The organism is Tropicimonas aquimaris (genome assembly GCF_042676185.1).
GTDB lineage: Bacteria > Pseudomonadota > Alphaproteobacteria > Rhodobacterales > Rhodobacteraceae > Tropicimonas > Tropicimonas aquimaris.
This window is the reverse complement of record NZ_JBHTJT010000030.1, coordinates 192,625-217,966: the sequence shown is the minus strand read 5'-3', so window position 1 is coordinate 217,966 and position 25,342 is coordinate 192,625. Positions and strand designations below refer to the sequence as shown.

Here is a 25,342-nt window from a genome sequence, read left to right as displayed (position 1 = left end):
GCTCCGGCAACGGTGTCGCCGACAGGTTGGAGAAGTTCTTCGAAGGCTCCATCGACCGCTTCGAACTTGAAGCAGCGGCGGATGACTTTATCTTCCTTTGAAGGCTTTCAGGGAGGTGTCGGGCCAACTTCTTGAAGGCTGGCCTGACGCATGCCGCATGGGCGATGGTACCAAGTGGTCGCCCCCCCCCTTCCGAGCATGCGTGGCCGATTCTGACATCCGCGTCGGCAGGGCCCGGGAAATCATGCCGTTCTGTCGCTCTTTCGGACCATTTGCTCGGATCTGCCTGTGTGGCGTTCCTTTCTTGGCGGGCTGAGCGGCTCTTGCCTGCGGGTGGAAGCCTTCGGAACGACTCCGTATCCTGGTGCGGAGCCTCCTTCGCAAGCACGGCGTGGTTGGCTGGGAACCGATCGCGATTGATGTTTCCGGTCGCGGTAACCGGCCCCGGAAAGTTGCTGCATGGAAGATGCCCCCACCGGAATGGTTCCGGTGGGGGCATGTCTATTGCCTGTCTATCATGTAAGGCGATCAGGAAGGTGTCGGACATGAGGACGTCGTCGATGGCGGCATCGAGGTCTGCGCCGGTCTGGTCGGCGACCTTGCCGATGCGGGTGCCCAGGTCGGGCCCGATGTCGGCCACGTCTTAGGCGGTGTCCGCGGTCGCTTGGGTGTCGCGCAAATGATCCGCGAAGGCATCCTTCGCTGTGCCGCCCGCGGGGACCACGGTCTGGCCGATGGAGGCGCGGATGCCGCCGCCGTTCTTGAGCGAGAGCCAGACATCGACGCTGTCCTGCATCTCGTTGACATGGGCGAGGTTCGCATCCGCCGTGAGATCGCCGAGGTTGGTCTCCTGCGTTCGCCTCCCGTCGAGATCGTCCGAGGCGAAGGTGCCCGAGCGAGTGCCGTTCAGGATGACGTTGGAGATGCCTGAGGCATTGCTCTCGGCCGCGAGGATCTGATCCTGGATCGCGTCCGCGATGGCCTGAACCCTATGGGCGAAAAGGTTTTCCGCGTTCAGGTCGGCCAGGCGCTGCGCGACGGTGGCGTAGGCGCAGGAGATCTCCGGGGTGACGCTTCCATCCGCATCGAAGTCGACGACGACCAGCCGGCCGACATACCTGTTGCTGCCGTCGGTGTTGACCACGGCGGCGGTGGTGCCGCCGGCGTTCTCGATGAAGATCGGATACTCGCCTTGCGCGCTGTCGCCGTCGCGCAGTCGGTCGGTCTCGTCGAGGAGGCGGGTGTTCGACCCGCCGGCGACAATCACGTCCACGTCCCTGGGGCGCGCGGCGAGTTCCTGCTCGATCGAAAGCTGCTGCCCGTAGGCGAGCAGTATGACCTTGTTCATCTCCGGGTTCGCGTCGAGCAGGGCATCGATCTCGGCGGGCAGGGCGTCCAGTTCGGCCGCGGTCGGGATGGTATCGGCCCAGAATGGCGCGATGCCGATGGCACCGGGCGAGCAGACAAGAGCGAGCGCGGGCGTCGTAGTGTACCGACCCAGTGAAATCCTGCTCATGCTACAAGGAGTAAAACGTAGCGATGAGTGGACCATTGGACGACAGCATCAAGCGTTGGACGGCGAAGCGTAAAACGGCCCTGGTGATCGAGATCATTCAGGGCAAGACGACGGTGGCGGAGGCCTGGTAGAACAGGCCCGGGATGAAGGCGTCGCCCGAGGACGGTGTAAGGGTGCCGTCGGCGCCCACATCCTCGCCTCGCAGGGTCTTGAGAACAGCCGACAGGCGCGGCGCATCCTCTGCGGGCGCACCGCCGGCTTGCAGTTCGGGGAAATGCAGCAGATCGCGGGTGAAGTCCGGCGTCAGGTTGGTGACTCCGGCCGCGGCCAGCTCGCTCTTGTTGGTGCCGTCGGAGACGCAGTAGGTGAAGCGCATCTCGCTCTCAGGCTTGGTCGCGTTGACGAGGATCGTGCCGTCATCCTGCAGCCGGACGATGCAGACTTTCTTGCCGGTCGGGGCGAAGTCGTTGGCGAGCAGGTCGCAGGTGTGGAACGTGCGGAAGGTCTCGGCCAGCACGCAAAGCATGACGTCCTCGACCACCTGAGCGAAGTCGATCCAGGCGACGATCGGGTCATGGCCCGGAGGCGCGCGTGTCGGTGGCAGCGAATTCGGCGTTTACGGGAACATTGTCCACCTCGGTCATCACTGTCAGCCCGTTGTCGACCTGATGTGGTCGAGCGACTGGCTGTTGCCCTCGAAGACGTAGCTGTAGCGCACGTCCTCCGGCAGGAAGTTCGTGAAGTTGGTCAGGTTGGCATCGGCAATGATCTCGGTCGGCGAAACGAACTCGAACTCGTTGAAATCGCCGAGCACGACCACCTACGCGTCATCGCCCACGCTCTCGATGCAATCGGCGATGAACTGCGCCTGCAGCTTGCGCTGGTCGACCGAGCCGTTGATTGCGGGACTTCCGTGCGCTTCGGCGGTATCGAAGGGCTGGGTCGTCCACATGATCGGCGCGGAGACGCTCTCCGAAGAGAAGTGCACGTTGATGACGTTGATGACCGGGCCATCCGTCGCGCCACCGCCGGTGAACCGGAGCCAGGCCACGAGCGGGATGCGCCCTTCGAAGGAGGGATACTCGTCGCCATCCCTGCCGGCCAGCCTGCGCACGGAGCCCTAGACGAGGCTGACGCGCGTCGTGTCACAGAGGAAGGCGATGCGGATGTCCCCGCCCGGCTCGCCGCGGACCGGCCGGATCGCTTCGCCGTTCTCGTCGATATAGGTCATCGGCACGTCGGGCGTGTCGATGAAGGCATATTGCGGGCCGCCGGCGGCGATGATCGCGTCGATCAGCGCTTGGAGTGTGCCTTCGGCGCAGGAGATGTCGCTGATTTTCGAGCCATCAGAGTTCTGGATTTCCTGCAAGCCGATGATGTCCGGGCTGTCGAGGGTCTCCACGATCTGCGCCGCGATGACATCGAAGCGCCCTTTGGCCACGTCGGTGTCGTCGTCGGCATCGTTCGAGCCGAGGTTCAGCACGTTCTAGGTGGCGATGGTCAGGCCGCTGTCGGTGCGGGTCAGGCTGGTGGTCTCGCCCGTCAGGTCGCCGACGTCGCTGTTGCCGGAGGTCGCGACGGAGGCCTGCACGTCGACCGGCTCGGTCGTCGGCTGGTTGCCGCTGCCGGACCCGCCGGGCACGTATTCGCTGGCTTTAGCCACGTTCTCGAACTCGTCGCCGACGATGAGGCCGTGGGAGAAGTCATGGACGTGGATCGCGTCCGAGGTGGCGTCGTCGCCGCCGCCGACCACGCATTGCGGGTAGCATCCGTAGCCGGACATGGCGGTGATGATGCCGGTGGTGCGCACGGTCTCGCCATCGCAATCGGGGGGCAGGCCGGAGGCCAGGATCTTGGAGATGGTCAGCTCCGTCGCGTCGATCTCCCCCTCGTCCATGGCGCCGCTGTTGCCCGGGGCGTCGCTCGGCAAATCGATGCTGAAATCGGCAAAGCGGAAGCGGGCAGTTATGCTGCCCTCCCCTTCGAAAAGGCGAATGAAGCCCGCCAGCAGAAAGGAGCTAGCCGGTCCGATGATCGGCGCGCCGAAGAAATAGCTGACGCTCGCCCCGCCATCCGTCACGGCGGCCGCGTCGACTACGACTTCGCCCCCGATGACGGCGCCGCCCGAGAGCGAGGCGGAAGTTGAAGGTGCCGTTGGAGCTGCTGGTGTCGCTCTCGGCAACGATCAGGCTGAGGTCCTTCAGGCGCTCGCCCGGCGTTCCGAAGAGCACGCTACTTTCGGCTTCCGCTCCGGTCGTGCGACCTACAACGCTGTTCAACGTCACCATTTCTGTTTTGGCCCCACAGCAATACTCCACGACCATCGCGTGCGGAAAGTGTGCGGCGGACAATCTTCAGATAAGGCAATGCCCGGATGTCCGTGATCTGACAGTTTTGGGAAACCGGGCATCGGCCCTTGTAGGGCGTGCCAGAGGCGGGCTCCGATCGCGCCTGGCTGGAGCAACCCGTTTGCAAGGCCCCAGGGGGGGCGCAGGACAGGGCGGCGCGGGGCGCCGTCCTGTCCTGTCGTCGTTCACACAGGGGTCAGACCGACGTGCAGATATACTTCATCTCGAGGAATTCCTCGGTCCCGTGGTGGCTGCCCTCGCGGCCGAGGCCGGATTGCTTCACCCCGCCGAAGGGGGCGACCTCGGTCGAAATCAGGCCGGTGTTGACGCCCACCATCCCGTATTCCAGCGCCTCGGACACCTTTGTCACGCGGCTCAGGTCGCGGGCATAGAAATAGGCGGCAAGGCCAAAGATCGTGTCGTTTGCCAACTCGATCACCTCGTCGACCGTCTCGAAGCGGAAGAGCGGGGCGAGGGGGCCGAAGGTCTCTTCCTGGGCAAAGGCCATGTCCTTGCTGGCCCCCGTGACGATCGTCGGCTGGAAGAAGGTCCCGCCAAGCGCGTGCCGGGCGCCGCCGGTGATGACTTTGCCGCCCTTCGACACGGCGTCGGCGATATGCTCCTCGACCTTCTCGACCGCGGCCTCGTTGATCAGCGGGCCGAGCTGCGAGCCCTCGGAGAGCCCGTCTCCCACCTGCATCTTCTCCACCGCCGCGGCGAGTTTCTCGGCAAAGGCGTCGTAGACGCCGGCCTGGACATAGAGCCGGTTGGCGCAGACGCAGGTCTGGCCGTTGTTGCGGTATTTCGAGATCATCGCCCCCTCGACGGCGGCATCGAGGTCGGCGTCGTCGAAGACGATGAAGGGCGCGTTGCCGCCGAGCTCCATCGAGCATTTCATCACCTGGTCGGCGGCCTGCTTGAGCAGGATGCGCCCGACCTCCGTGGAGCCGGTGAAAGTGAGCTTGCGGACCTTCGGGTTCTCGCAGAACTCCTTGCCGATGTCAGAGGAGCGGGACGAGGGGATCACCGAGAAGACGCCCGCGGGGATGCCGGCACGGTCCGCCAGCACGCCGAGCGCGAGGGCCGAGAGCGGCGTCTCGGCCGCGGGGCGGGCGACGAAGGCGCAGCCGGCGGCGAGCGCCGGGCCCGCCTTGCGGGTGATCATCGCGTTGGGGAAGTTCCAGGGCGTGATGGAGGCGGCCACGCCGATCGGCTGGCGGATCACGGTGATTCGTTTGTCGCGCTGGTGGCCGGGGATGGTCTCGCCGTAGATCCGCTTGGCCTCTTCGGCAAACCATTCGACGAAGGATGCGCCATAGAGGATCTCGCCGCGGGCCTCGGCATGGGGCTTGCCCTGTTCCACCGTCAGGATCGTGGCGAGGTCGTCGGCGTGTTCGACCATCAGGTCGTACCAGCGGCGCAGTACGGCGGCGCGTTCCTTGCCTGTCCAGCTCGCCCAGTCCTTCTGCGCGGTATAGGCGGCATCGATCGCGCGAGCGGTCTCGGCGCGGGTCAGGTCGGCCACGCGGGCGATGACGTTCCCGTTGACGGGGTTGGTCACCTCGAAGGTGGCGCCGTTGTCGGCGTCGGCCCAGCTGCCGGCGAGATAGGCCTTCGTCGCTAGCAGCTCGGGATCCTTCAGCAGGCCCTTCAGTTCGGTCGGTGTGTCGAGCATGGGAACTCCCTTGGTGTCAGTGCGTTGCTTGGGCCGGCCGCCGTGTCAGGCCGCCGCGAGCGCCTTCGAGATAGCGCCGTCCAGCTTGTCGATCAGCTCGTCGAGCTGGGTGTCCTCGATAATGAAGGGCGGAGCGAGCAAGACGTGGTCGCCCTGCCGGCCGTCGATGGTGCCCGACATCGGGTAGCAGATCAGCCCGGCCTCGAAGGCCGCCTTCTTGATCTTGCCTGCCAGTCCCTTTGCGGGATCGAACGGTGCCTTGGTTTCGCGGTCCTCGACCAGTTCGATGCCGCGGAACAACCCGCGCCCGCGCAGGTCGCCCACATGCGCATGCTGTCCGAACCGGTCGGCCAGCCGGTCGGCCAGCGCCTCGCCCTGCGTCTTCACCCGTGGCAGCAGGTCCCGGCCTAGGATGGCACCCACGACGGCCCGACCGCCGGCTGCAGCCGAGGGATGGCCCATATAGGTATGGCCGTGCTGGAAGAAGCCGGAGCCGTTCACGAGTGCGTCGTAGATCTCGGAGGAGCAGAGCATCGCTCCGATCGGCTGGTAGCCGGCGCCGAGGCCCTTGGCGATGCAGGCGATGTCAGGCGCGACGCCGTCCTGTTCGCATGCAAAGAGCGTGCCGGTGCGGCCCATGCCGCACATCACCTCGTCGAGGATCAGCAGCACGCCGTAGCGGTCGCAGATCTCGCGGATTCGCTTGAAATAGCCCGGGGCAGGGGTGAGGGCGCCGGCGGTCGCGCCGACCACGGGCTCGGCCATGAAGGCCATGACCGTTTCGGGGCCGACCCGCAGGAGTTCGGCTTCCAGCGCGTCGGCGGCGCGGCGGCCGTATTCCTCGGCGCTTTCGCCGGGCTGGCGCAGGCGGTATTCGTAGCAGGGGTCGATATGGCTCATGTCGAGCAGCAGTGGCCCGAACTGCGCCCGGCGCCACTCGTTGCCCCCTGCGCTCAGCGCGCCGATGGTGTTTCCGTGGTAGCTTTGCTTGCGGGCGATCACGCGGCCGCGCTGCGGCTCGCCTTTCTCGACCCAGTACTGCCGTGCGAGCTTGATCGCGGCTTCGGTGGCCTCGGAGCCGCCAGACACCAGGTAAACCCGGTCCAGCCCGGCCGGCGCATTTGCGATCAGGATGTCGGCCAGATCCTCGGCCGGTTTCGAGGTGAAGAACCCGGTGTGGGCAAAAGCGAGCTGGTCGAGCTGGCCCTTGACCGCCTCGATGACCTCCCGGTCGCCATGCCCGAGGCAGGAGACCGCTGCGCCGCCCGAGGCGTCGAGGTACTGCTTGCCGGTCTCGTCGATAAGGTAACAGCCCTGACCTGACACAGCCATCGGCGGGAGCTGGCGGGTGTGGCGGGGGAAAATGTGGGACATGGGTCACCTTCCTGACTGGGCCTGACTACGGTCTGCGCGATCCTGCACCCAAGTTTAGCACCCGCTGTGCGGCCCGGGAAATCCGGCACGGGACGGTCCCGCGCCGGTTCCGTCGGAGTTATTCGGCCGCGATGGCTGCCGCAAGCGCGGCTTCGAAGATTGCCATGCCTTCGTCGATGATCGCGTCAGAGGCGGTCAGCGGCACCATGATGCGAATCGCGTTGCCGTCCATGCCGCAGGACAGCAGGATCAGGCCCCGCTCCAGGGCACCGGCGACCACCGCCTTTGTCAGTGCCGCATCGGGCGTGGCGCTTTCGAAATCGGTCACGAACTCGACCGCCAGCATCGCGCCAAGGCCGCGGATGTCCCACATCCGGTAGGGGGCGACGCGGGCGCCCATGTCCGCGAATCGGGCACGCAGGGTCTCGCCGAGGGCGGTGGAGCGGGCAAGCAGCCCCTCGGTCTCGATGGCTTCGATCGCCGCAAGTGCGGCCGCGCAGGCGACCGGGTTGCCGCCGTAGGTGCCGCCCAGCCCGCCGGGCTCGAGCGCATCCATCACCTCGGCGCGGCCGACGACGCCGGCCAGCGGGTAGCCGCCGGCGAGGCTCTTGGCGACCGTCATCAGGTCCGGCGCGACGCCGGAATGCTCGACGGCAAACCAGGTGCCGGTGCGGCCGAAGCCCGCCTGAATCTCGTCGGAAATCAGCAGGATGCCGTGCCGGTCGCAGATCGCGCGCAGCGCCTGCCACAGCTCGGCCGGGACCGGGTGATAGCCGCCTTCACCAAGGACCGGTTCGAGGATGATCGCGGCCACGCGGTCGGGCTGCGCATCGGTCTTGAACAGCATCTCGAGCGCACGGATCGAATCCTCCACCGTGATCTGCTCGCGCACGCTCGGGAAGGGCACGCGGAAGATGTCGGCGGGGAAGGGGCCGACGTCCTTCTTGTAGGGCGAGACCTTGCCGGTCAGCCCGAGCGTTAGAAGGGTGCGGCCGTGGTAGCCCGCGGTGAAGGCGATGACGCCGGGGCGGCCGGTGGCTGCGCGGGCGATCTTGACTGCGTTCTCAACGGCTTCCGCGCCGGTCGTCACAAGCAGCGTCTTCTTGGCGAAGTCGCCGGGGGCGAGCGCGTTCAGCTTCTCCGACAGCGCGACATAGGATTCGTAGGGAACGACCTGGAAGGAAGTGTGCGTGAACCGGTCCTCCTGCGCCTTGGCGGCGGCGACGACCTTTGGGTGACGGTGGCCGGTGTTCAGCACCGCGATGCCGCCGGCGAAGTCGATGTAGCGTCTGCCTTCCACATCCCAAAGCTCGGCATTTTCGGCGCGGTCCGCGAACACCGGCGCAGCCGAGGCGACACCGCGCGCGACAGCCGCCTGGCGTCGCTTCAGCAGGTCGGCATTTGAGGCACCGCCGACAACGGTTTGCGTTTTGGCGGCGCTCGCCCGGGGCGCCTTGCCCGTCGGTTTGGCGGCAGCCTTTTTCTTTCCCTTCACCGTCGTGGCGGTCATCGATCGCCCTCCTCTTGAGGTCATGAATGATAAATATTCTTATTGTGCGCTTATTTTTATTGTCAATCTGAATCCGGGCCGCTGTGAGCCCGTCTGGTCGCGCTCCATCCGTTGATCTCTTAAATATGCTTTATAACAATGGTTTGCGGATCACCTCTAGAATCCCCTTGACCGGAGACGCCTTCTACCGCTTAATTTTTCGAACGCACGATGAGTGAGGTGGGCTAGGTGGACGTTGGCGGCAGATTGAAGGAGGTGCGCGAGCAGCGCGGTCTTTCGCAGCGCGAACTGGCCGCCCGTGCCGGACTGACCAACGGTGCGATTTCCTTGATGGAGCAGAACAAGTCCAGCCCGTCGGTGGCGTCGCTCAAGCGGTTGCTGGATGCCGTGCCGATGACGCTGTCGGAGTTCTTCCAGGAGGTCGAATCCTCGCCCACGCCAAAGTACTTCTATACGAGGGATGATTTCGTCGAGCTTTCGCCGCAGGAGGTCGGACTCGGGGCCGCGGCAGCGCGGGTGTCGTTGCGGCAACTCGGGGATGCATCGCGGCACGCGCTGCAACTTCTGCACGAAACCTACCCGCCCGGCTCGGACACCGGGCCGGAGTTCCTGACCCATGACGGCGAGGAGGCGGGAATCGTGGTCGAGGGGCTGATCGAGGTGACAGTCGGAGATGAGGTTCGTGTTCTAAACCCCGGTGATGGATACCTTTTCGACAGTCGGTTGCCCCACCGGTTCCGAAATGCCTTCTCGGCGCCGTGCATCGTCATAAGCGCTTGCACGCCGCCGAGTTTCTGACGATTGATCGCCCGTTCCGTGTGCGGAACGCGGCGTGAAGATGTCGCAGATGCGATACCTGTTGCCACACAAGATCAACCTGTTAGCGTTGGTTGGTGAACAGGACTCGCGTTTAACATTGAGAGTCCGTCGCATGAGACGGTCACAATCAGGGAGAAAGAAATGACCTCATTTCGCACCATTGCGGTTGCTGCTGGGATTGCGGTCGCCGCAACGGGCGCTGCGGCGCAGGAGCGTTTCATCACGATCGGCACCGGCGGACAGACCGGCGTCTACTTTGTGGTGGGCCAGTCCATCTGCCGCCTCGTGAACCGCGGCACCGCCGAGCACAATCTGAAGTGCACTGCGCCGTCCACCGGCGGTTCGATTGCCAACATCAACGCCATCTCGGCCGGCGACATGGACATGGGCGTGGCCCAGTCCGACTGGCAGTACCATGCCTACAACGGCAGCTCGGAATTCGAGGGCAAGCAGGTCGACAAGCTGCGGGCCGTGTTCTCGGTCCATGGCGAGCCTTTCACCGTCGTCGCCCGTGCCGACAGCGGCGCGACCACCTTCGACGATCTCTTCGGCAAGCGGGTCAACGTCGGCAACCCCGGCTCCGGTCAGCGCGCCACGATGGATGTCGTGCTGAACGCCATGGGCAAGTCGGATGCGGATTTCGCGCTCGCCTCCGAGCTCAAGCCGGCCGAACAATCGGCGGCGCTCGGCGACAACAAGGTCGACGCGATCATCTACACCGTGGGCCACCCGAACGGCTCCATCCAGGAAGCCACCTCGACGGTGGATGCGGTGATCCTGCCCGTGACGGGCGAGGCGATCGACAAGCTGGTCGCCGACAATCCCTACTACGCCAAGGCCACCATCCCCGGCGGCATGTACAAGGGCACCGACAACGACGTGGACACCTTCGGCGTCAAGGCGACCTTCGTGACCTCCGCCGATGTGCCGGATGACGTTGTCTACACCGTCGTGAAGGCCGTGTTCGACAACTTCGACCGGTTCAAGGGCCTGCATCCGGCCTTTGCGAACCTGCAGGAAGCCGACATGATTGCCGACGGCCTCAGCGCCCCGTTGCATCCGGGCGCCGAGCAATACTATCGCGAGCGCGGCTGGATTCAGTAACGCACCGGAAGTAACGCGATCCGGGCGGCCCTGCCATACGGGCAGGGCCGCTTCGGGCCGCACAACCCAACATCGGCCTGCATGAGGCGACCAATCGCGCCGGCGGCCGGGCGAACGGGGGCACGCCCATGAGCGACGACAAGCAATTCGAGGCAGCGGCTGTCGAACAAGCAGCGGCGGGTCATGCCGGCCTCAGCCAGAGCGAACTCGACGAACTCGTCGCGTCCTCTGACACCGGCGGCAGATCGCCTTCCGCACCCATTACGCGCCTGATCATGGTGACGGCGATCGTCTGGTCGCTGTTCCAGCTCTGGATCGCGAGCCCCATCCCCTTCATGATCGGCTTCGGCGTCTTCAACGACACCGAGGCGCGCTCCATCCACCTCGCCTTTGCCCTGTTCCTCGCCTATGCCGCCTATCCCGCGGCCCGCACGCCGGTGCAGCTTGCCCTTGCGGTGGGCGTTCCGGCGCTGCTGTCTGTGCTGTTCATGTACGCCGCCAAGGACGGCACGTCCGTCTGGTGGGTGCCGCTAATCGGGCTCGGTGTGATCGCTGCTATCCTTCTCGGCTCGCCCAAGGACAGGGTGCCGCCCTGGGAATGGGCGCTCGCCATCGCCGGCGCGGCCTCGTCGCTTTATCTCTACTTTGCCTATGATGCCATCGCGCAGCGGGTCGGTGCGCCGATCCTGCCCGACTTCGTGATCGCGGTGATCGGACTTCTGATCCTTCTGGAGGCGACGCGCCGTGCCCTTGGTCCGGCGCTGATGATCGTCTCCACGGTCTTCCTCGTCTACACGTTCCTCGGCCCGCTGATGCCCAGCATCATCGCGCACAAGGGCAACAACCTTTCCGAGGTCGTGAACCACCAGTGGATCACCACCGAAGGCGTCTTCGGCATCGCGCTCGGCGTGTCGACCTCCTTCGTGTTCCTCTTCGTTCTGTTCGGCTCGCTGCTCGACAAGGCCGGGGCCGGCAACTACTTCATCCAGGTGGCCTTCTCGCTGATGGGTCACATGCGGGGCGGACCCGCCAAGGCGGCGGTGGTGTCCTCGGCGATGACCGGCCTGATCTCCGGCTCCTCCATCGCCAACGTGGTCACCACCGGCACCTTCACCATTCCGCTGATGAAGCGCGTGGGCTTCTCCGCCGAGAAGGCCGGCGCGGTCGAGGTGGCCTCCTCGGTGAACGGGCAGATCATGCCCCCCGTGATGGGCGCCGCGGCGTTCCTGATGGTCGAATACGTGGGTATTCCCTACTTCGACGTGGTCAAGCACGCTTTCGTGCCTGCGGTGATTTCCTATATCGCGCTGGTCTACATCGTGCATCTCGAGGCGATGAAAGCAAACATGCAGGGCCTGCCGCGCGCCTACGAGCCCAAGCCGCTCGTCGCCTGGCTGATCTCGCTTGCCTTCACCATCGCGGCGATCTGCGCGCTGTCCTTCGCCGTCTACTTCACGATGGGCTGGATCCGGCCCGTCTTCGGGGCCGCGGCGGGATACGTGATCTTCGGAATGCTGTCCGTGGTCTATGTCGGGCTCCTCTACATCTCCTGTCGCGAGGAGCGGCTTAAGCTGGAGGACCCCAACGCGCCGGTGTCGAAACTGCCGCTTCCGGGGCCGACCATCCGCGCCGGTCTGCACTTCCTGCTGCCGGTTGTTGTGCTGGTCTGGGCGCTGATGGTAGACCGCCTGAGCCCGGGCCTCTCGGCCTTCTGGGCGGCCTCCTTCATGATCTTCATCCTGCTCACCCAGCGTCCGATCGAAGCGATCTTCCGCGGCGAGGGGAACCTCGGCGGCGCGCTTCGCAATGGCGTCCGCGAACTGATCGAGGGGCTGGAAGCCGGTGCGCGCAACATGATCGGCATCGGCATCGCCACCGCGACCGCCGGTATCATCGTCGGCGCGGTCAGCCAGACCGGTGTCGGCTCGGCGCTGGCCGATGTGGTCGAGGTGCTCTCGGGCGGCAACATCATGGCGATCCTGCTGCTCACCGCGATCCTCAGTCTGATCCTCGGCATGGGCCTGCCGACCACGGCGAACTACATCGTCGTCTCGGCGCTGCTGGCGCCGGTGATCGTGACGCTCGGTCAGCAGAACGGGCTGATCGTGCCGCTGATCGCCGTGCACCTCTTCGTCTTCTACTTCGGCATCATGGCAGACGTGACGCCGCCGGTGGGCCTCGCCTCCTTTGCGGCTGCGGCGGTCTCGGGGGGCGATCCGATCCGTACCGGTGTCGTGGCGTTCTTCTACTCGCTGCGGACGGCGGCGCTGCCCTTCCTCTTCATCTTCAACACCGATCTGCTGCTGATCAATGTCGGGTGGGTACAGGGCATCTTCGTCTTCATAACGGCCACAATAGCCATGCTGCTCTTCGCGGCGGCAACGCAGGGATGGTTCCTGACCCGGAACCGGTTCTACGAATCGATCGCCCTGTTGCTCGTCGCCTTCACCTTCTTCCGTCCTGGCTTCTGGATGGACATGGTGGTGCCGCCCTTCGAGACGCTGCCGCCGGCGCAGCTCGAGCAGGCGATGGAAGCCACCGAGCCGGGCAACGATCTGCGGCTCACCGTGAACGGGCTGAACTCGGTCGGCGATCCGGTAACCTTCACCGCGCTCGTGCCGGTGCCGGACGGGGAGACCGGCGCGGACCGGCTGCTGGCCTCGGGGATCGAGGCGGTCGAGCGGGACGGCAAGGTCATCATCGACAATGTCGCCTTCGACAGCCCCGCCCAGAAGGCCGGTCTCGATTGGGACCAGGAAATCGTGGAGGTGCTTGCGCCCGGCTCGCAGCCGTCCAAGTACCTTATGTACCTGCCGGCGCTCCTGCTTCTGGCCGGGATCATCATGCTTCAGCGGCGCCGTGCGACGCCGCTTCCGGCAACCGCCTGACGGGAGGGAACGCGATGTTTGCCAACGTACTTCTGCCGATCGACCTCAACCACCCGGCGTCCTGGAACAAGGCGCTGCCGATGGCGGTGAAACTCTGCGGTTCGGAGGGCACGTTGCATGTGCTGGGCATCGTGCACGATCTGGGATCGGCGATGATCTCGTCCTTCCTGCCCGCGGACTTCGAGAAACGGGCACTTCAGCAGATGAAGGAGCAACTCGACACGTTCTGTGAGGAGAACGTGCCGGAGGGCACCAACGTGGTCGTGCATGTCGAGCATGGCCACGTGCCGGAACATCTGCTGCACGCGGCAAAACAACTGGGCGCCGATCTGATCGTGATGGCGTCCCACCCGCCGGACGACCTGCAGACGATGCTTGTCGGCTCCAATGCCGAGAAGGTCGTCCGCCATGCCACCATCCCCGTGATGGTGGTTAGGTGACGGCGCGACCCACGACCTGTTGGCCCTCGGGCCGGATCAGGAGTTCTCTCGGGGAGGAGACGAACTTCCAACTGGAGAAATAACGCCTATGACGCCTTTCGCCATTGCCGGCGTGCAAATGCACGTCGCGGCACTGCACTCCAACGTGGAGGCCATGCGCCACCGGATCGAGATCCTGATGGCACGCTTTCCCTGGACGCAGATGGTTCTGTTTTCCGAGCTCGCGCCCTACGGCCCGCTCGACCGCTACGCGCAGCCGTTCCCGAACGAGGCGCTGGAGATCTTCCAGGAGGATGCCCGCCGCTACAAGATCTGGCTCATTCCTGGTTCCATGTTCGAGAAGCGCGAGGATGGCCGCATCTACAACACGTCCGTCGTGATCAACCCGGACGGGGAGATCGTGGCCAAGTATTCCAAGATGTTTCCGTTCCGGCCCTATGAGGCAGGTATCGCCGCCGGTACCGAGTTCTGTGTGTTCGACGTGCCGGAGGTCGGCCGGTTCGGCCTGTCGATCTGCTACGACATCTGGTTCCCCGAAACCACGCGGCAGCTCACCAGCCAGGGGGTCGAGGTGCTGCTGCACCCGGTCCTGACCGGCACCACCGACCGGGACGCCGAGATCGCGATCGCACGCGCGACCGCCGCGCAGTTCCAGTGCTACGTCTTCGACGTGAACGGCCTGGCGGCTGGAGGGGTGGGGCGCTCGCTCGTGGTCGACCCGGCGGCGACCGTGCTGCACCAGTCGGCCGGGCAGGAGGACATGTTCCCGATCGAGGTCGATCTCGACCAGGTCCGGCGCCAGCGCGAGACCGGCCTGAAGGGTCTCGGCCAGGTGCTCAAGAGCTTCCGGGACCGCGATGCGGAGTTCACCGTCTATGACCGCGACAGCGGGGCCGATGCCTATCTCAAGACGCTGGGGCCGCTGGCGACGCCGGGGCAGGGGTCTGCAGCGGGGCTGAAGTCCACCGATCCGCGCACCGCACTGGGCTATCTCGAAAAGGCCGAAACGCCGCCCAAGAACTTTTCCGTCTTCCATGGCAAGACGGGATCGGACTGACCGCGAACGGGTTCCGTCACGTGGCGCCATGACAACCAGGGAGGGGTTACCATGAACGCGCAGACCGGGGAGCAGAAGCTCCCCACCATTCGGGACTATTTCAGCGCCACTCAGCTGCGGGCCGACAGGTGGAGCGCGCTGCGCGAAGCCTGCGAGGGGATGCAACGCAACGGGGTGAGCAGCAGGCAGGGCAAGAAGCTGCGCACCACCGCGTTGGATCTGATGGAAGCGCTGGCCCCGATCGAAACCTACTGGGCGTTTCCTGGCGCCGCGGTCTTCGAGAACCTGCGGCGTCTTCTGGCGCAGGAGAACATCGAGGATCTCTCGGTGTCGGTCCGCCGGATCGCCCGGGCCCTGACATCGGGCGCCTACCGGCGGCGTACCGTTCCGCTGAATTCCTCCGAGATCGACAACGAGGACTACGAGGACGAGGCCGCGCTGTCGCCCGAAGCGCGCGCCCTCGGCAGGCCCTACTTCGAGGTCCTGATTGTCGACGACGTTGCCGAGCAGCATGAACGCTTCCTGCGTTCCAGCCTGCAACGCATGCGGCGCAGCGAGGATCCGTTCATCTACGAGCCGGTGGTCGTTCCCTCTCTGGAGGACGCTCTGCTGGGGATCCTGTTCAACCACAATGTCCAGGCGGTGGTCATCCGCCCCGGCATAAGTCTGAAGTCCAAGAACAAGCTGCCGATCCTCGACGAATACGTGTCGCACCTGGGGCAGGACGAGGAAGTGGATTCGTTGGCGCCGAGCGAATTCGGGCCGGAAGCCTGCCGGCTGATCGCCAAGATCCGCCCCGAGCTCGACGCCTATCTGGTCACCGACCGTTCGGTTGAGGACATCGCCGGGCTGGATCTGGGCCGCTGCCGCAGGGTGTTCTACAACCAGGAGGACTTCCTGGAGCTTCATCTGAACATCCTTCGGGGCGTGACCGCGCGGTACAAGACACCGTTCTTCACCGCCCTCAAGGAATACTCCAAGCAGCCGACCGGCGTGTTCCATGCGATGCCGATCAGCCGCGGCAAGTCGATCACCCGGTCGCATTGGATCCAGGACATGGGCGCCTTCTATGGCCCCAACATTTTCCTGGCCGAGACATCCGCAACGTCGGGCGGGCTCGACAGCCTGCTGGAGCCCCGAGGGCCGATCAAGGAAGCGCAGGACATGGCGGCCCGCGCCTTCGGCTCCAAGCAGACCTTCTTTGCGACCAATGGCACCTCGACCTGCAACAAGATCGTGGTGCAGGCGCTGGTCAAGCCGGGCGACATCGTGCTGATCGACCGCGACTGCCACAAGTCGCATCACTACGGCATGGTGCTGGCAGGGGCTCGCGTCGTCTACATGGACAGCTATCCGCTCCATGAGTACTCGATGTACGGCGCGGTGCCGATCCGCGAAATCAAGCACAATCTTTTGCGGCTAAAGGCGGAGGGCAAGCTCGACCGGGTGCGCATGGTTCTGCTGACCAACTGCACCTTCGACGGGCTGGTTTACAACGTCCAGCGCGTGATGGAGGAATGCCTCGCCATCAAGAAAGACCTGATCTTCCTGTGGGACGAGGCCTGGTTCGCATTTGCGCGCTTCGGGCCAAGCTATCGTCTGCGGACTGCCATGCGAGTGGCCAACACGCTGCGCAGAACGCTCAAGACCGATGAAACCGCGGCCGCCTGGGAGGCGCAGCAAAAGCTGCTCAAGGACGCCGACGACGAGACGATCCTGAATACGCGGCTCGTGCCGCCGCCCGACGCGCGCGTCCGGGTCTATGCCACGCAGTCCACGCACAAGACCCTGACGTCCTTGCGCCAGGGCTCGATGATCCATGTCAACGATCAGGACTTCAAGGGAGAGGTCGAGGAGGGCTTTCACGAGGCCTATATGACGCATACTTCGACCTCGCCGAACTACCAGATCATCGCCTCGCTGGATGTCGGGCGTCGGCAGGTGGAACTTGAGGGCTACGAATTCGTCCAGCGGCAGGTCGAGAGCGCGATGGCGATCCGCCGCGCGGTGACCACCCATCCGCTGCTGAAGAAGTACTTCAAGCTGCTGACGCCGAGCGACATGATCCCGGAAGAGTACCGGGAAAGCGGAATCGAGAGCTACTACGACCCTGAACAGGGCTGGCTGGATACCTGGGAAATCTGGTCCACGGATGAGTTCGTGCTCGATCCGACCCGCGTCACGCTCGCCGTGGGAGGCACCGGGTGGGACGGCGACACGTTCAAGACCAAGATCCTGATGGACAAGTACGGGATCCAGATCAACAAGACCTCGCGTAATACTGTCCTGTTCATGACCAACATCGGGACGACCCGTTCGTCGGTCGCCTACCTGATCGAAGTGCTGGTCGAGATCGCGAACGAGCTCGACGACCTGCTCGACGATGCCTCCAGGATGGAGCGCAGGTCGTTCGACAACCGAGTTGCGGCGCTGGTCGAACATGTGCCGCCACTGCCGGACTTCAGCCGCTTTCACGATGCGTTCCGGGATGCCGGCGAGACGCCAGAAGGCGACATCCGCTCGGCGTTCTTCCTCTCCTACACCGAGGAGAACTGCGATTACCTGCCGCTCGACGACCGGTTGATGGAGCGGCTCAACGCAGGCGAGGAGCTGGTCTCGGCCAGCTTCGTGATCCCCTATCCGCCCGGCTTCCCGATCCTGGTGCCGGGGCAGGTGATCAGCCCCGAGATCCTCGCCTTCATGCGGGCGCTCGACGTCTCGGAGATCCACGGGTTCCGGGCCGACCTCGGCCTGCGCGTATTCACCAAGGACGCGCTCGCGTCCCTCAAGTCCAGAGACACGGAAGGGAGCTAGACCAGATGCCCAAGAAGACGCTGAAGAACATCTCGGAGATCCGTCGATACTTCCACACCAATTCGGACCCGATCTATTTCGTCTCTGCCACCAACTTCAACCTGCTCGGGCTGGACGAATGGGTGAAGAATTTCAAGTACATCTGCTACATGGATTGCTTCGACGGCCGGCACCCGAACGTGCTGGTGCCCTCCGAGGTGCCGCATGACGAGTTCCAGTCCATCGAGGACATCAACAACTACCTGCTGCAGCACAAGGAGGTGGTCGATTTCGTGAAGGCGCGCGGTGGCAAGCCCAAGTTCGTTTTCCTGATGTTCGACGAGAAGACCGAGAAGCTGGTCAAGGAACTGGGCGGCGAGGTCTGGTTCCCGAAGGCGCGGCTCCGGACGCACATGGACAACAAGATCGAGACCGTGCGGGTCGGCAACAAGGCCGGCGTGCCCTCCGTGCCGAACACGCTGTCCAAGGTGAAGAGTTTCGACCACCTGATGACGCTCTGCGAGAAGGCCGGACTCGGCAAGGATCTCGTGCTGCAATCGGCCTTCGGCGATTCCGGCCACACCACCTTCTTCATCAAGACCGAGGCTGATTTCCGCAAGCATGCGCACGAGATCGTCGGGCAGGGCGAGATCAAGATCATGAAGCGGATCGACTGCCGCGGCTCGGCCATCGAAGCCTGCGCCACCAGCCAGGGCACCATCGTTGGCCCGCTGATGACCGAACTGGTCGGCTTCAAGGAGTTGACACCCTATCGCGGCGGCTGGTGCGGAAACGAGATCTTCTCGACCGCCTTCTCCCCCAAGCAACGCCAGAAGGCCCGCGACCTGACGTTCCAGTTCGGCGAGCAGCTGCGCAAGGAGGGGTATCGCGGCTATTTCGAGCTCGACTTCCTGATCGACAAGAAGAGCGACGACATCTGGCTGGGCGAGCTGAACCCGCGCATCACCGGCGCTTCCTCGATGACCAACCACGCGGCCTTTGCCCATGCCGACGCGCCGCTGTTCCTGTTCCACCTGCTGGAGTTCTCGAAGAAGCCTTTCGACCTCGACGTGGACGAGTTGAACGCCCGCTGGGCAGACCCGGACATGATTGACAGCTGGTCACAGATGGTCATCAAGCATACCGAGGACAGCGTCGACATCATAACCCGCGCCCCGGAATCCGGCATCTACCGGATGATGCCCGACGGGCGGGTGGTGTTCGACCGGTTCGACTATCACCGGCGCGCGGTCGAGAGCGAGGACGAGGCCTTCTTCCTGCGGATCTCCAACGTCGGAGATTACCGCTACGAGGGGGCGGACCTCGGGATCCTGGTCACCCGCGGGCGCTCCATGACCAAGGGGTTCAAGCTGACGGAGAAATCGAAGCGCTGGATCGACGGGATCAAGAACGCCTATTCCGCCCGGCCGCTGCCCTCGGCGCAGGCTTACGAGGACCCGGCATTCAAGATCATGTAGGCGGCGCAAGGTTGCGGGATCAGCGGGGCGCACCCGGTTGTGCGCCTCGCTCACAGACCGTTATCGGCTTGCGCCAATGCCGGATTGGGATCATCTGGAGCTATGACGGTTCATTTTCGTGCCATCGATGAGGAACTGCCGGGCCCGAAATGGGCGGCGCTGTTTTCCGAGTTTTGGCCAGCCTACAAGACCTGGTGGGCCCGCGAGGGCCTCACCACGCGACCGACATACAGCGAGAGCCGTGCCGCCATCCGGCGCAGCATGCCGGAGATCCTCGACCTCTACGACGATCTGTGCGAGGCCGCCGGCGGCGGTGACCTGCAGGCGCGGTTCCTCAGTTTCTTCTGTCCGCCCCGCTACCTCTCGGGCTGCAGCCAAGCCATCTGGCCCGGCGACACGCCACTCCTGGTGCGCAACTACGACTACGACCCCAGGGCTTTTGATGCAGTTCTGCTCAAGACGGGTTGGCAGGGGCGCGGGGTAATCGGCACGTCGGACGGGCTGTTCGGACTGGTGGATGGCATGAACGACGCCGGGCTCGCGGTGTCGCTGACCTTTGGGGGGCGCCGTGCGATCGGCGAGGGGTTCGGGGTCCCACTCATCCTGCGCTACATTCTCCAGACCTGCACGACGGCGGAGGAAGCCTGCGACGTGTTGCAGCGCGTCCCTTGCCACATGAGCTACAACGTCACCGTGATCGATGCGGACCGGCAGTTCATGACCGCCTATCTCGCCCCTGACCGGCCCACGATGGTGGCCCATGTGCCGGTTGCCACCAATCACCAGGAGCGCGTCGAATGGGCGAGCCATGCCCGCCTGACGGCGACGGTGGAGCGCGAGCGGTTCCTGCTGCAACGGCTGTCGCTGCACCCGGAAACCGAGGAACGCTTCCTGCACCATTTCCTTCAGCCGCCGCTCTATTCGACGGCCTTCGGATCCGGTTTCGGCACGCTCTACACCGCCGCCTACTGGCCGCGCGAGGGCACGATGCGGCTCCTCTGGCCGCACCACACCCTGCGGGCGAGCTTCGACGCGTTCACTGAAGGGGTGGTGTCGATCTCCTATCCCTTCGCGGACAGCTACATCTGACGGGAAGCGGCGTCTCCGTGTAGGAGGGGCTTGGCGAAGCCTTTCGCCGCCAGCGGATTGCGGTCCGTGAAGGCCGCGCCGGGATCGTCACGCCTGTCGCCGAATGGATCGGGACAAATGCGGTTGAAATCGAGCCGAGGGTCTGGGTCAATGGGGGGGCGAGTCTTTGGACTGGCCCCCTTTTAACCGGACACCTCAGCGGTTTCGGTTGTGGCCTTGATGAACTCGCGCGGCAAGCGCCATTTCAGGCCGGAGTGCGGGTGGTTATCGTTGCAGTCCTCAATCCAGCTGGCCAGCAAGGGCACGACGGTTTCGGCGTCCGGCAGTGGATTCACGTGAACGTAGTCGCGCTTGAGCGTCTTGACGAATGCCTCCGAGATAACGTTCGACTGCGATCTTTTCACCGGCGTGAAGCATGGCCTCAGGCCGAGCTGCCGGGCAAAGATGAGGGTGCTATCCGGCATCAGTGCTTATGGGCGTGATTGAGGGATTTGCTTAAGGGAGGATTTCTGACTCATCTGAACCACCAAGGAGTGAAGAAGAGAAAGAAATCCGGAACAACGAAGCCGACGGCTGAACAGGTTGTCAAAGACAATCGCCGCAAGACACGCAAGCATCATTCTTCCGAGGAGAAGAAGGGCGGATTCCGTCAGCCAGTTGCAGCCTACGGTGGGCTGCTTCCGTCACGGTCGTTTATTGTCGCCAGACGGGGGAGCCGTCATCGGCATAGGGTTGCCGTTGAGGGCGGTCTTTGTGATATCGTCCGGCACCAAGTCTCGGCTGTAGACAGCATCGGTTAGGTTCTTAGTCTTCAGCCACCGAACGATTTTCTTTCGGCCCACGCCTGCAACGAGTTCCTGAGGCACAGTGTACCGCACGAAAACGTCTCGCCGCGCTTGAACAGAGTTAGGGGAAGAGGGCTTGCCATCTTTGTTAGGGTCCCAACTTCACAGTTTGTGGGGCCAACTAACGGAAGAGAATTAAGATGGTGGGCGACCCTGGAATCGAACCAGGCATGGGTCTCCCCGGCGGAGTTACAGTCCGCTGCCGCACCTTGCAGCACGTCGCCCGACGCCGGGCGGGAATAGCTTTGCCGCTGGGCGGGGTCAACCGGAAATTTTCGATGATGTGGGGACAGTGCGAGGCGGAGCGACGGAGAGCTTGGATGTTGATTTATGCATCTGATAATCGTTCTCAAATTTGTTGACTTCTTGCGAACGAGTTTCATATACATGTTGCAACGTCGCCGCTCGGTGATCCGGCGCGGCGCGCGTTGCAACTTTTTTCGGAGAAGGTGGCCATGCACAGGCGGACGCTGTTGGCAGCGATGGGGGCGAGTGCACTCGCCGGCGGGCTGATGCCCCGCGCGGGGTTTGCCGCGGCACCACTCGACGTTGTCGCGACCACAGGCATGATCGCCGACCTGGCGATGCGCGTCGGTGGCGAGGCGGTCTCCGTGCGCGGGCTTATGGGGCCGGGGGTGGACCCGCATTCCTACCGCCAGACACGTACCGACATCGTCGCAATGACGAAAGCCGATCTGGTCCTCTGGCACGGACTGTATCTCGAAGCGCAGATGGAGGAGATCTTCCACAAACTGGAGCGGCGGGGCAATGTGCTGGCCATTGCGGATGCGCTGCCGCGGGATCTGCTGCTCAGCCACCCGGATTATGCCGACAAGTTCGACCCCCATGTCTGGATGGTTCCGGAGATCTGGGCGCAGGTCGTCCCAGTCGTGCGCGAGGCGCTGGCCGGCGTGTTGCCGGGGCAGGAGGCGGCTCTGGAGGCCAACGCGGCTGCTCTCGAGGCGGAGATCGCCCAGCTCGAAACCTATGCGCGCGACGTGCTCGATACGGTGCCCGAGCAGAGCCGGGTTCTGGTGACGGCACATGACGCCTTCAGCTATTTCGGTCGCGCCTACGGTTTCGAGGTTCTGGGCATCCAGGGGATTTCGACCGAGTCCGAGGCCGGGCTCAACCGGATCGGAGAGCTTGTGGATGTGCTGGTCGAACGCGAGGTCGCGGCGGTCTTTGTCGAAAGCTCGGTCTCCGACCGCAACATCCGCGCCCTGATCGAAGGGGCGGCGGCGCGCGGGCACGAGGTTCGGATCGGCGGGGAGCTCTTTTCCGACGCGATGGGCCAGCCGGGCAGCTACGAGGGCACCTACATCGGCATGATCGACCACAACGTGACCGTCATCGCGTCGGCGCTCGGAGGCACGGCCCCGGGGCGTGGCATGAACGGCAAGCTCTCTGCCGGGATTTGAGGACAAGGCCATGGCGCATCTGGAACTCGCAACCGACCACGGCCAGCCCCTGCCGGACGACAGTGTATCGGAAAGCCCGCTGGCGATCCGCGGCCTGACCGTCTCCTACGGCGAGAAGCCGGCGGTCTTCTCCGTCGACGCGACCTTCCGCGATGGCTCGATGACGGCGATCATCGGCCCGAACGGCGCAGGCAAGTCGACCCTCCTGAAGGCATCGCTTGGGGTGGTCCGGCCGCTCGCCGGCGCGATCACCGTGTACGGCAAGCCTCTCAAGAGCCAGAGGTACCGGATCGCCTATGTGCCGCAACGCGCCAGCGTGGACTGGGATTTCCCGACTCGCGTCATCGACGTCGTGCTGATGGGCCTTTACCGGCAACTTGGGTTGCTCGGGCGGGTCAATGCGCAGCATCGGGCCCGGGCGCTGGACTGCCTCGAGCGCGTCGGCATGGCCGCCTTCGCTGAACGGCAGATCGGCCAGCTCTCCGGCGGCCAGCAGCAGCGGGTGTTCCTGGCCCGGGCGCTGGCGCAGGATGCGGAGCTCTACCTGCTCGACGAGCCCTTCGCCGGCGTGGATGCAGCGACCGAGAAGGCGATCATCGACGTCCTGAAAACCCTCAATCGGCAGGGCAGGACGGTGGTGGCCGTGCATCACGACCTCGCGACCGTCACCGACTACTTCGACCGGGTGTTCCTGATCAACGTCCGGAAGGTCGCGGAAGGGGCGCTGGCCGACACCTTCACCGCGGCCAACCTGCAGGCCGCTTACGGTGGCCGGCTTGCCACGGCGCAGATCGACGACCTCGAACTCGCGGCCCATTGATCCCGATGTTCCTCGAGGCGCTGACACTGCAATTGGGTTACAACGCGACCCTCGTCGCGGTCGGGGCCGCCTTGCTGGGCATTTCCGCCGGTGTCACCGGCACCTTCCTGTTCCTGCGCAAGCGGGCGTTGGTCGCCGATGCGATCAGCCACGCGACCCTGCCCGGCGTGGGCATCGCCTTCATCGCGATGGTTGCCCTTGGGGGCGACGGGCGCAACCTGGCGGGGCTGATGGTCGGCTCGGCGCTTTCGGCCTGGATCGGCCTGCTCTGCGTGCAGGCGATCACGCGCCGCACGCGTCTGGCCGAGGATTCTGCGATCGGGGCCGTTCTGTCGGCCTTTTTCGGGTTCGGCGTCGTCCTTCTGACCGTGATCCAGAACATGCAGGCGGGACGCCAGGCGGGGCTCGACGGGTTGCTGCTCGGCTCCACGGCCGGGATGCTGATGCAGGATGCGGTGATCATCGCGACGGGCGGGGCGCTGACGCTGGCGCTTGTCCTGCTGTTGCGCCGGCCGATGACGATGGTGGCCTTCGATGCGGATTACGCGCGCTCCATCGGTGTCGATCCGGACCGGGTGGACCTGATGACCATGGGCCTCGTTCTGGCGGTGACGGTGGTCGGCCTTAAGATCGTGGGGCTGATCCTGATCGTGGCGCTGCTGATCATTCCGCCGGTCACCGCGCGTTTCTGGACCGAGCGCAGCGAGCGCGTGGTGGCCTATGCGGGCGTCATCGGCGGGCTTTCGGGCTTTCTCGGGGCGGCGATCTCGGCTTCGGCCCCGGCGCTGCCGACAGGCCCGATCATCGTCCTTGTCTGCTTTGGGCTCTTCGTGATCTCGCTGTTCTTCGCGCCCGAGCGAGGCGTGCTTGCTGCCTATCTCCGCCACCGCCAGTTCCAGCGCAGGGTTCACATCCGACAGGGGCTGCTGGCGCTCGCACAGGGACAGCCGGTCTACGAGCCGCTGACCATCCGGCTTCTCGCCCGCGAGGGTCTGGCCCGCCCGGACGGCATCCCGACCGAGGCCGGCCGCGCCCGTGCGGCCCGCGCCCTGCGCGATGAGCACCGCTGGCAGGTGGTGCACAGATCGCCCGACTACGAGGAGGTCTCCAGCCTGCATGACGGACTGCGGGACATCGAGACCGTGCTGACCCCAGACCAGATCGCCGAGATCGACGACAGGATCGGCGGCCCGAGGGAGGTGCCGGCATGAGCGGCGCGGAATTCGTCCCCCTGAGCCTGACCCCGATCCTGATCGGGGTGTTCACCGCCGTCGCCTGCGCGCTTCCGGGCAACTTCCTCGTGCTGCGCAGGCAGGCGCTGATCGGGGACGCGATCAGCCATGTGGTACTGCCGGGGATCGTCGTGGCTTTCCTGGTGACCGGCACGGTGACGGCCTGGCCGATGATGATCGGGGCGGCACTCGCCTCCATCCTCGCCGTGGTGCTGATCGAGGCGATCCGCCGCCTTGGCCGGATCGAGACCGGCGCCGCGATGGGCGTGGTCTTCACGGCAATGTTCGCGGGCGGGGTTTTGTTGCTGGAGCGGTCCGACACATCGACCGTCCACCTCGACGTTGAGCATGCGCTGATGGGCAACCTCGAATCCCTGATCTGGCTCGATGCGATGGGCTGGGGCTCCCTGCTCGATCCCGTGGCGCTCGCCGGCCTGCCCCCCGAGTTGGGGCGGATATTCATCACCCTGATCGGCGTTTCCGTCTTCCTTTGGCTGTTCTGGCGACCGCTGAAGATCTCCACCTTCGACGAAGGCTTCGCCCAGGGGCTCGGCATTCGCACCGGCGCGCTTGGCATGGCGCTGGTGGTCGTCTCGGCGGTGGCGGCTGTCGCGGCTTTCGATGCGGTGGGCTCGATCATCGTCATCGCGATGTTCATCTGTCCGCCGGCCGCTGCCCGGCTGATGACGAACCGGCTTGAGATGCAGATCGCCTGGTCGGTTGTCTTCGCGGTGATCTCGGCCGTGCTGGGCTACGTGCTGGCCGGCTATGGCCCCTTGTGGCTGGGAGGGACGAATGCGGTCAGCGCGGCCGGGATGATCGCCACCACCTCCGGTCTGATCCTCCTCCTCGCCGTGCTCTTCGGTCCCTGCCGGTCCAGAACCGGTGCGCCGAGCGAGAGCTGATGCCGTTTCGACCCAGCGTGGCTCAAAC

At 64.8% G+C, this 25,342-nt stretch carries 21 protein-coding genes, 1 tRNA gene and 1 pseudogene; 12 read left to right on the top strand and 11 right to left on the bottom strand.

The window, feature by feature from the left end:
• Nucleotides 1–643: 643 nt before the first annotated feature.
• The 9 genes from ACFQ2S_RS14630 to gabT all read right to left on the bottom strand — a co-directional run bounded on the left by ACFQ2S_RS14630 (nucleotide 644) and on the right by gabT (nucleotide 8,423).
• Nucleotides 644–1,516: a hypothetical protein gene (locus ACFQ2S_RS14630; RefSeq protein ID WP_386075525.1), complete on the bottom strand. Its 873-nt coding sequence runs from the start codon at nucleotides 1,514–1,516 to the stop codon at nucleotides 644–646.
• A 97-nt stretch (nucleotides 1,517–1,613) separates the two neighbouring features.
• A complete protein-coding gene (locus ACFQ2S_RS14625; RefSeq protein ID WP_386075523.1) occupies nucleotides 1,614–2,042 on the bottom strand; it encodes a hypothetical protein in 429 nt (142 codons plus the stop codon).
• A gap of 123 nt (nucleotides 2,043–2,165) precedes the next feature.
• The gene (locus ACFQ2S_RS14620) at nucleotides 2,166–2,336 is read right to left on the bottom strand and encodes a hypothetical protein (protein WP_386075522.1); all 171 of its coding nucleotides are present in this window, start codon (nucleotides 2,334–2,336) and stop codon (nucleotides 2,166–2,168) included.
• On the bottom strand, nucleotides 2,337–2,630 hold the full coding sequence (locus ACFQ2S_RS14615; protein WP_386075520.1) for a hypothetical protein: 294 nt from the start codon (nucleotides 2,628–2,630) through the stop codon (nucleotides 2,337–2,339). It abuts the gene before it with no gap.
• A gap of 6 nt (nucleotides 2,631–2,636) precedes the next feature.
• On the bottom strand, nucleotides 2,637–2,999 hold the full coding sequence (locus tag ACFQ2S_RS14610; RefSeq protein ID WP_386075519.1) for a hypothetical protein: 363 nt from the start codon (nucleotides 2,997–2,999) through the stop codon (nucleotides 2,637–2,639).
• Nucleotides 3,000–3,002: 3 nt separating this feature from the next.
• On the bottom strand, nucleotides 3,003–3,596 hold the full coding sequence (locus ACFQ2S_RS14605) for a hypothetical protein (protein WP_386075517.1): 594 nt from the start codon (nucleotides 3,594–3,596) through the stop codon (nucleotides 3,003–3,005).
• Nucleotides 3,597–4,060: 464 nt separating this feature from the next.
• Nucleotides 4,061–5,539, bottom strand: coding sequence for an NAD-dependent succinate-semialdehyde dehydrogenase (locus ACFQ2S_RS14600; protein ID WP_386075515.1), 1,479 nt, complete (start codon nucleotides 5,537–5,539; stop codon nucleotides 4,061–4,063).
• 45 nt (nucleotides 5,540–5,584) lie between these two features.
• On the bottom strand, nucleotides 5,585–6,913 hold the full coding sequence (locus ACFQ2S_RS14595) for an aspartate aminotransferase family protein (protein WP_386075514.1): 1,329 nt from the start codon (nucleotides 6,911–6,913) through the stop codon (nucleotides 5,585–5,587).
• Nucleotides 6,914–7,031: 118 nt separating this feature from the next.
• Entirely contained in the window at nucleotides 7,032–8,423 is a 1,392-nt protein-coding gene (gabT, locus tag ACFQ2S_RS14590; RefSeq protein WP_386075513.1) for a 4-aminobutyrate--2-oxoglutarate transaminase, read from the bottom strand.
• Nucleotides 8,424–8,651: 228 nt separating this feature from the next.
• On the opposite strand from gabT, the gene ACFQ2S_RS14585 reads away from it, so the two are divergent.
• From ACFQ2S_RS14585 to ACFQ2S_RS14550, 8 genes are all read left to right on the top strand, one after another.
• Nucleotides 8,652–9,221: a cupin domain-containing protein gene (locus ACFQ2S_RS14585; RefSeq protein WP_386075511.1), complete on the top strand. Its 570-nt coding sequence runs from the start codon at nucleotides 8,652–8,654 to the stop codon at nucleotides 9,219–9,221.
• A 162-nt stretch (nucleotides 9,222–9,383) separates the two neighbouring features.
• Nucleotides 9,384–10,346 (top strand): TAXI family TRAP transporter solute-binding subunit, encoded by a 963-nt coding sequence (locus ACFQ2S_RS14580; RefSeq protein ID WP_386075509.1) that lies wholly within the window; start codon nucleotides 9,384–9,386, stop codon nucleotides 10,344–10,346.
• A 128-nt stretch (nucleotides 10,347–10,474) separates the two neighbouring features.
• On the top strand, nucleotides 10,475–13,234 hold the full coding sequence (locus ACFQ2S_RS14575) for a TRAP transporter permease (protein ID WP_386075507.1): 2,760 nt from the start codon (nucleotides 10,475–10,477) through the stop codon (nucleotides 13,232–13,234).
• A 14-nt stretch (nucleotides 13,235–13,248) separates the two neighbouring features.
• Nucleotides 13,249–13,674 carry a universal stress protein gene (locus ACFQ2S_RS14570; protein ID WP_386075505.1) on the top strand — a complete coding sequence of 142 codons (426 nt, stop codon included), beginning with the start codon at nucleotides 13,249–13,251 and terminating at the stop codon, nucleotides 13,672–13,674.
• An 88-nt stretch (nucleotides 13,675–13,762) separates the two neighbouring features.
• Nucleotides 13,763–14,731 (top strand): carbon-nitrogen hydrolase family protein, encoded by a 969-nt coding sequence (locus ACFQ2S_RS14565; protein ID WP_386075503.1) that lies wholly within the window; start codon nucleotides 13,763–13,765, stop codon nucleotides 14,729–14,731.
• Nucleotides 14,732–14,782: 51 nt separating this feature from the next.
• Nucleotides 14,783–17,545: an aminotransferase class I/II-fold pyridoxal phosphate-dependent enzyme gene (locus tag ACFQ2S_RS14560; protein WP_386075501.1), complete on the top strand. Its 2,763-nt coding sequence runs from the start codon at nucleotides 14,783–14,785 to the stop codon at nucleotides 17,543–17,545.
• A gap of 5 nt (nucleotides 17,546–17,550) precedes the next feature.
• Nucleotides 17,551–19,002, top strand: a complete 1,452-nt coding sequence (locus ACFQ2S_RS14555; RefSeq protein ID WP_386075500.1) for a biotin carboxylase — start codon at nucleotides 17,551–17,553, stop codon at nucleotides 19,000–19,002.
• 102 nt (nucleotides 19,003–19,104) lie between these two features.
• Nucleotides 19,105–20,091 (top strand): C45 family autoproteolytic acyltransferase/hydolase, encoded by a 987-nt coding sequence (locus ACFQ2S_RS14550; RefSeq protein WP_386075499.1) that lies wholly within the window; start codon nucleotides 19,105–19,107, stop codon nucleotides 20,089–20,091.
• Between the two features lie 182 nt (nucleotides 20,092–20,273).
• Here ACFQ2S_RS14550 and ACFQ2S_RS14545 read toward each other — a convergent pair.
• Nucleotides 20,274–20,543, bottom strand: a pseudogene (locus tag ACFQ2S_RS14545) (integrase core domain-containing protein); the annotation flags it as partial.
• Between the two features lie 534 nt (nucleotides 20,544–21,077).
• A tRNA-Tyr gene (locus ACFQ2S_RS14540) sits at nucleotides 21,078–21,161 on the bottom strand.
• A 230-nt stretch (nucleotides 21,162–21,391) separates the two neighbouring features.
• Here ACFQ2S_RS14540 and ACFQ2S_RS14535 point away from each other — a divergent pair.
• The 4 genes from ACFQ2S_RS14535 to ACFQ2S_RS14520 are packed head-to-tail and all read left to right on the top strand — an operon-like array spanning nucleotide 21,392 to nucleotide 25,314.
• A complete protein-coding gene (locus ACFQ2S_RS14535) occupies nucleotides 21,392–22,357 on the top strand; it encodes a metal ABC transporter solute-binding protein, Zn/Mn family (protein ID WP_386075497.1) in 966 nt (321 codons plus the stop codon).
• Nucleotides 22,358–22,367: 10 nt separating this feature from the next.
• Nucleotides 22,368–23,177 carry a metal ABC transporter ATP-binding protein gene (locus ACFQ2S_RS14530; RefSeq protein ID WP_386075495.1) on the top strand — a complete coding sequence of 270 codons (810 nt, stop codon included), beginning with the start codon at nucleotides 22,368–22,370 and terminating at the stop codon, nucleotides 23,175–23,177.
• 5 nt (nucleotides 23,178–23,182) lie between these two features.
• On the top strand, nucleotides 23,183–24,388 hold the full coding sequence (locus tag ACFQ2S_RS14525) for a metal ABC transporter permease (RefSeq protein WP_386075534.1): 1,206 nt from the start codon (nucleotides 23,183–23,185) through the stop codon (nucleotides 24,386–24,388).
• Nucleotides 24,385–25,314 carry a metal ABC transporter permease gene (locus ACFQ2S_RS14520; protein WP_386075493.1) on the top strand — a complete coding sequence of 310 codons (930 nt, stop codon included), beginning with the start codon at nucleotides 24,385–24,387 and terminating at the stop codon, nucleotides 25,312–25,314. The genes ACFQ2S_RS14525 and ACFQ2S_RS14520 overlap by 4 nt, the downstream gene beginning before the upstream one ends.
• Nucleotides 25,315–25,342 lie beyond the last annotated feature (28 nt).

What these genes read in the sequence shown, in the direction of transcription:
- ACFQ2S_RS14630 (WP_386075525.1), bottom strand. Translation starts at nt 1,516, where the DNA reads ATGAGCAGGATTTCACTGGGTCGGTACACTACGACGCCCGCGCTCGCT.
- ACFQ2S_RS14625 (WP_386075523.1), bottom strand. Translation starts at nt 2,042, where the DNA reads ATGCTTTGCGTGCTGGCCGAGACCTTCCGCACGTTCCACACCTGCGAC.
- ACFQ2S_RS14600 (WP_386075515.1), bottom strand. Translation starts at nt 5,539, where the DNA reads ATGCTCGACACACCGACCGAACTGAAGGGCCTGCTGAAGGATCCCGAG.
- ACFQ2S_RS14595 (WP_386075514.1), bottom strand. Translation starts at nt 6,913, where the DNA reads ATGTCCCACATTTTCCCCCGCCACACCCGCCAGCTCCCGCCGATGGCT.
- gabT (WP_386075513.1), bottom strand. Translation starts at nt 8,423, where the DNA reads ATGACCGCCACGACGGTGAAGGGAAAGAAAAAGGCTGCCGCCAAACCG.
- ACFQ2S_RS14580 (WP_386075509.1), top strand. Translation starts at nt 9,384, where the DNA reads ATGACCTCATTTCGCACCATTGCGGTTGCTGCTGGGATTGCGGTCGCC.
- ACFQ2S_RS14575 (WP_386075507.1), top strand. Translation starts at nt 10,475, where the DNA reads ATGAGCGACGACAAGCAATTCGAGGCAGCGGCTGTCGAACAAGCAGCG.
- ACFQ2S_RS14570 (WP_386075505.1), top strand. Translation starts at nt 13,249, where the DNA reads ATGTTTGCCAACGTACTTCTGCCGATCGACCTCAACCACCCGGCGTCC.
- ACFQ2S_RS14565 (WP_386075503.1), top strand. Translation starts at nt 13,763, where the DNA reads ATGACGCCTTTCGCCATTGCCGGCGTGCAAATGCACGTCGCGGCACTG.
- ACFQ2S_RS14560 (WP_386075501.1), top strand. Translation starts at nt 14,783, where the DNA reads ATGAACGCGCAGACCGGGGAGCAGAAGCTCCCCACCATTCGGGACTAT.
- ACFQ2S_RS14555 (WP_386075500.1), top strand. Translation starts at nt 17,551, where the DNA reads ATGCCCAAGAAGACGCTGAAGAACATCTCGGAGATCCGTCGATACTTC.
- ACFQ2S_RS14550 (WP_386075499.1), top strand. Translation starts at nt 19,105, where the DNA reads ATGACGGTTCATTTTCGTGCCATCGATGAGGAACTGCCGGGCCCGAAA.
- ACFQ2S_RS14535 (WP_386075497.1), top strand. Translation starts at nt 21,392, where the DNA reads ATGCACAGGCGGACGCTGTTGGCAGCGATGGGGGCGAGTGCACTCGCC.
- ACFQ2S_RS14530 (WP_386075495.1), top strand. Translation starts at nt 22,368, where the DNA reads ATGGCGCATCTGGAACTCGCAACCGACCACGGCCAGCCCCTGCCGGAC.
- ACFQ2S_RS14525 (WP_386075534.1), top strand. Translation starts at nt 23,183, where the DNA reads ATGTTCCTCGAGGCGCTGACACTGCAATTGGGTTACAACGCGACCCTC.
- ACFQ2S_RS14520 (WP_386075493.1), top strand. Translation starts at nt 24,385, where the DNA reads ATGAGCGGCGCGGAATTCGTCCCCCTGAGCCTGACCCCGATCCTGATC.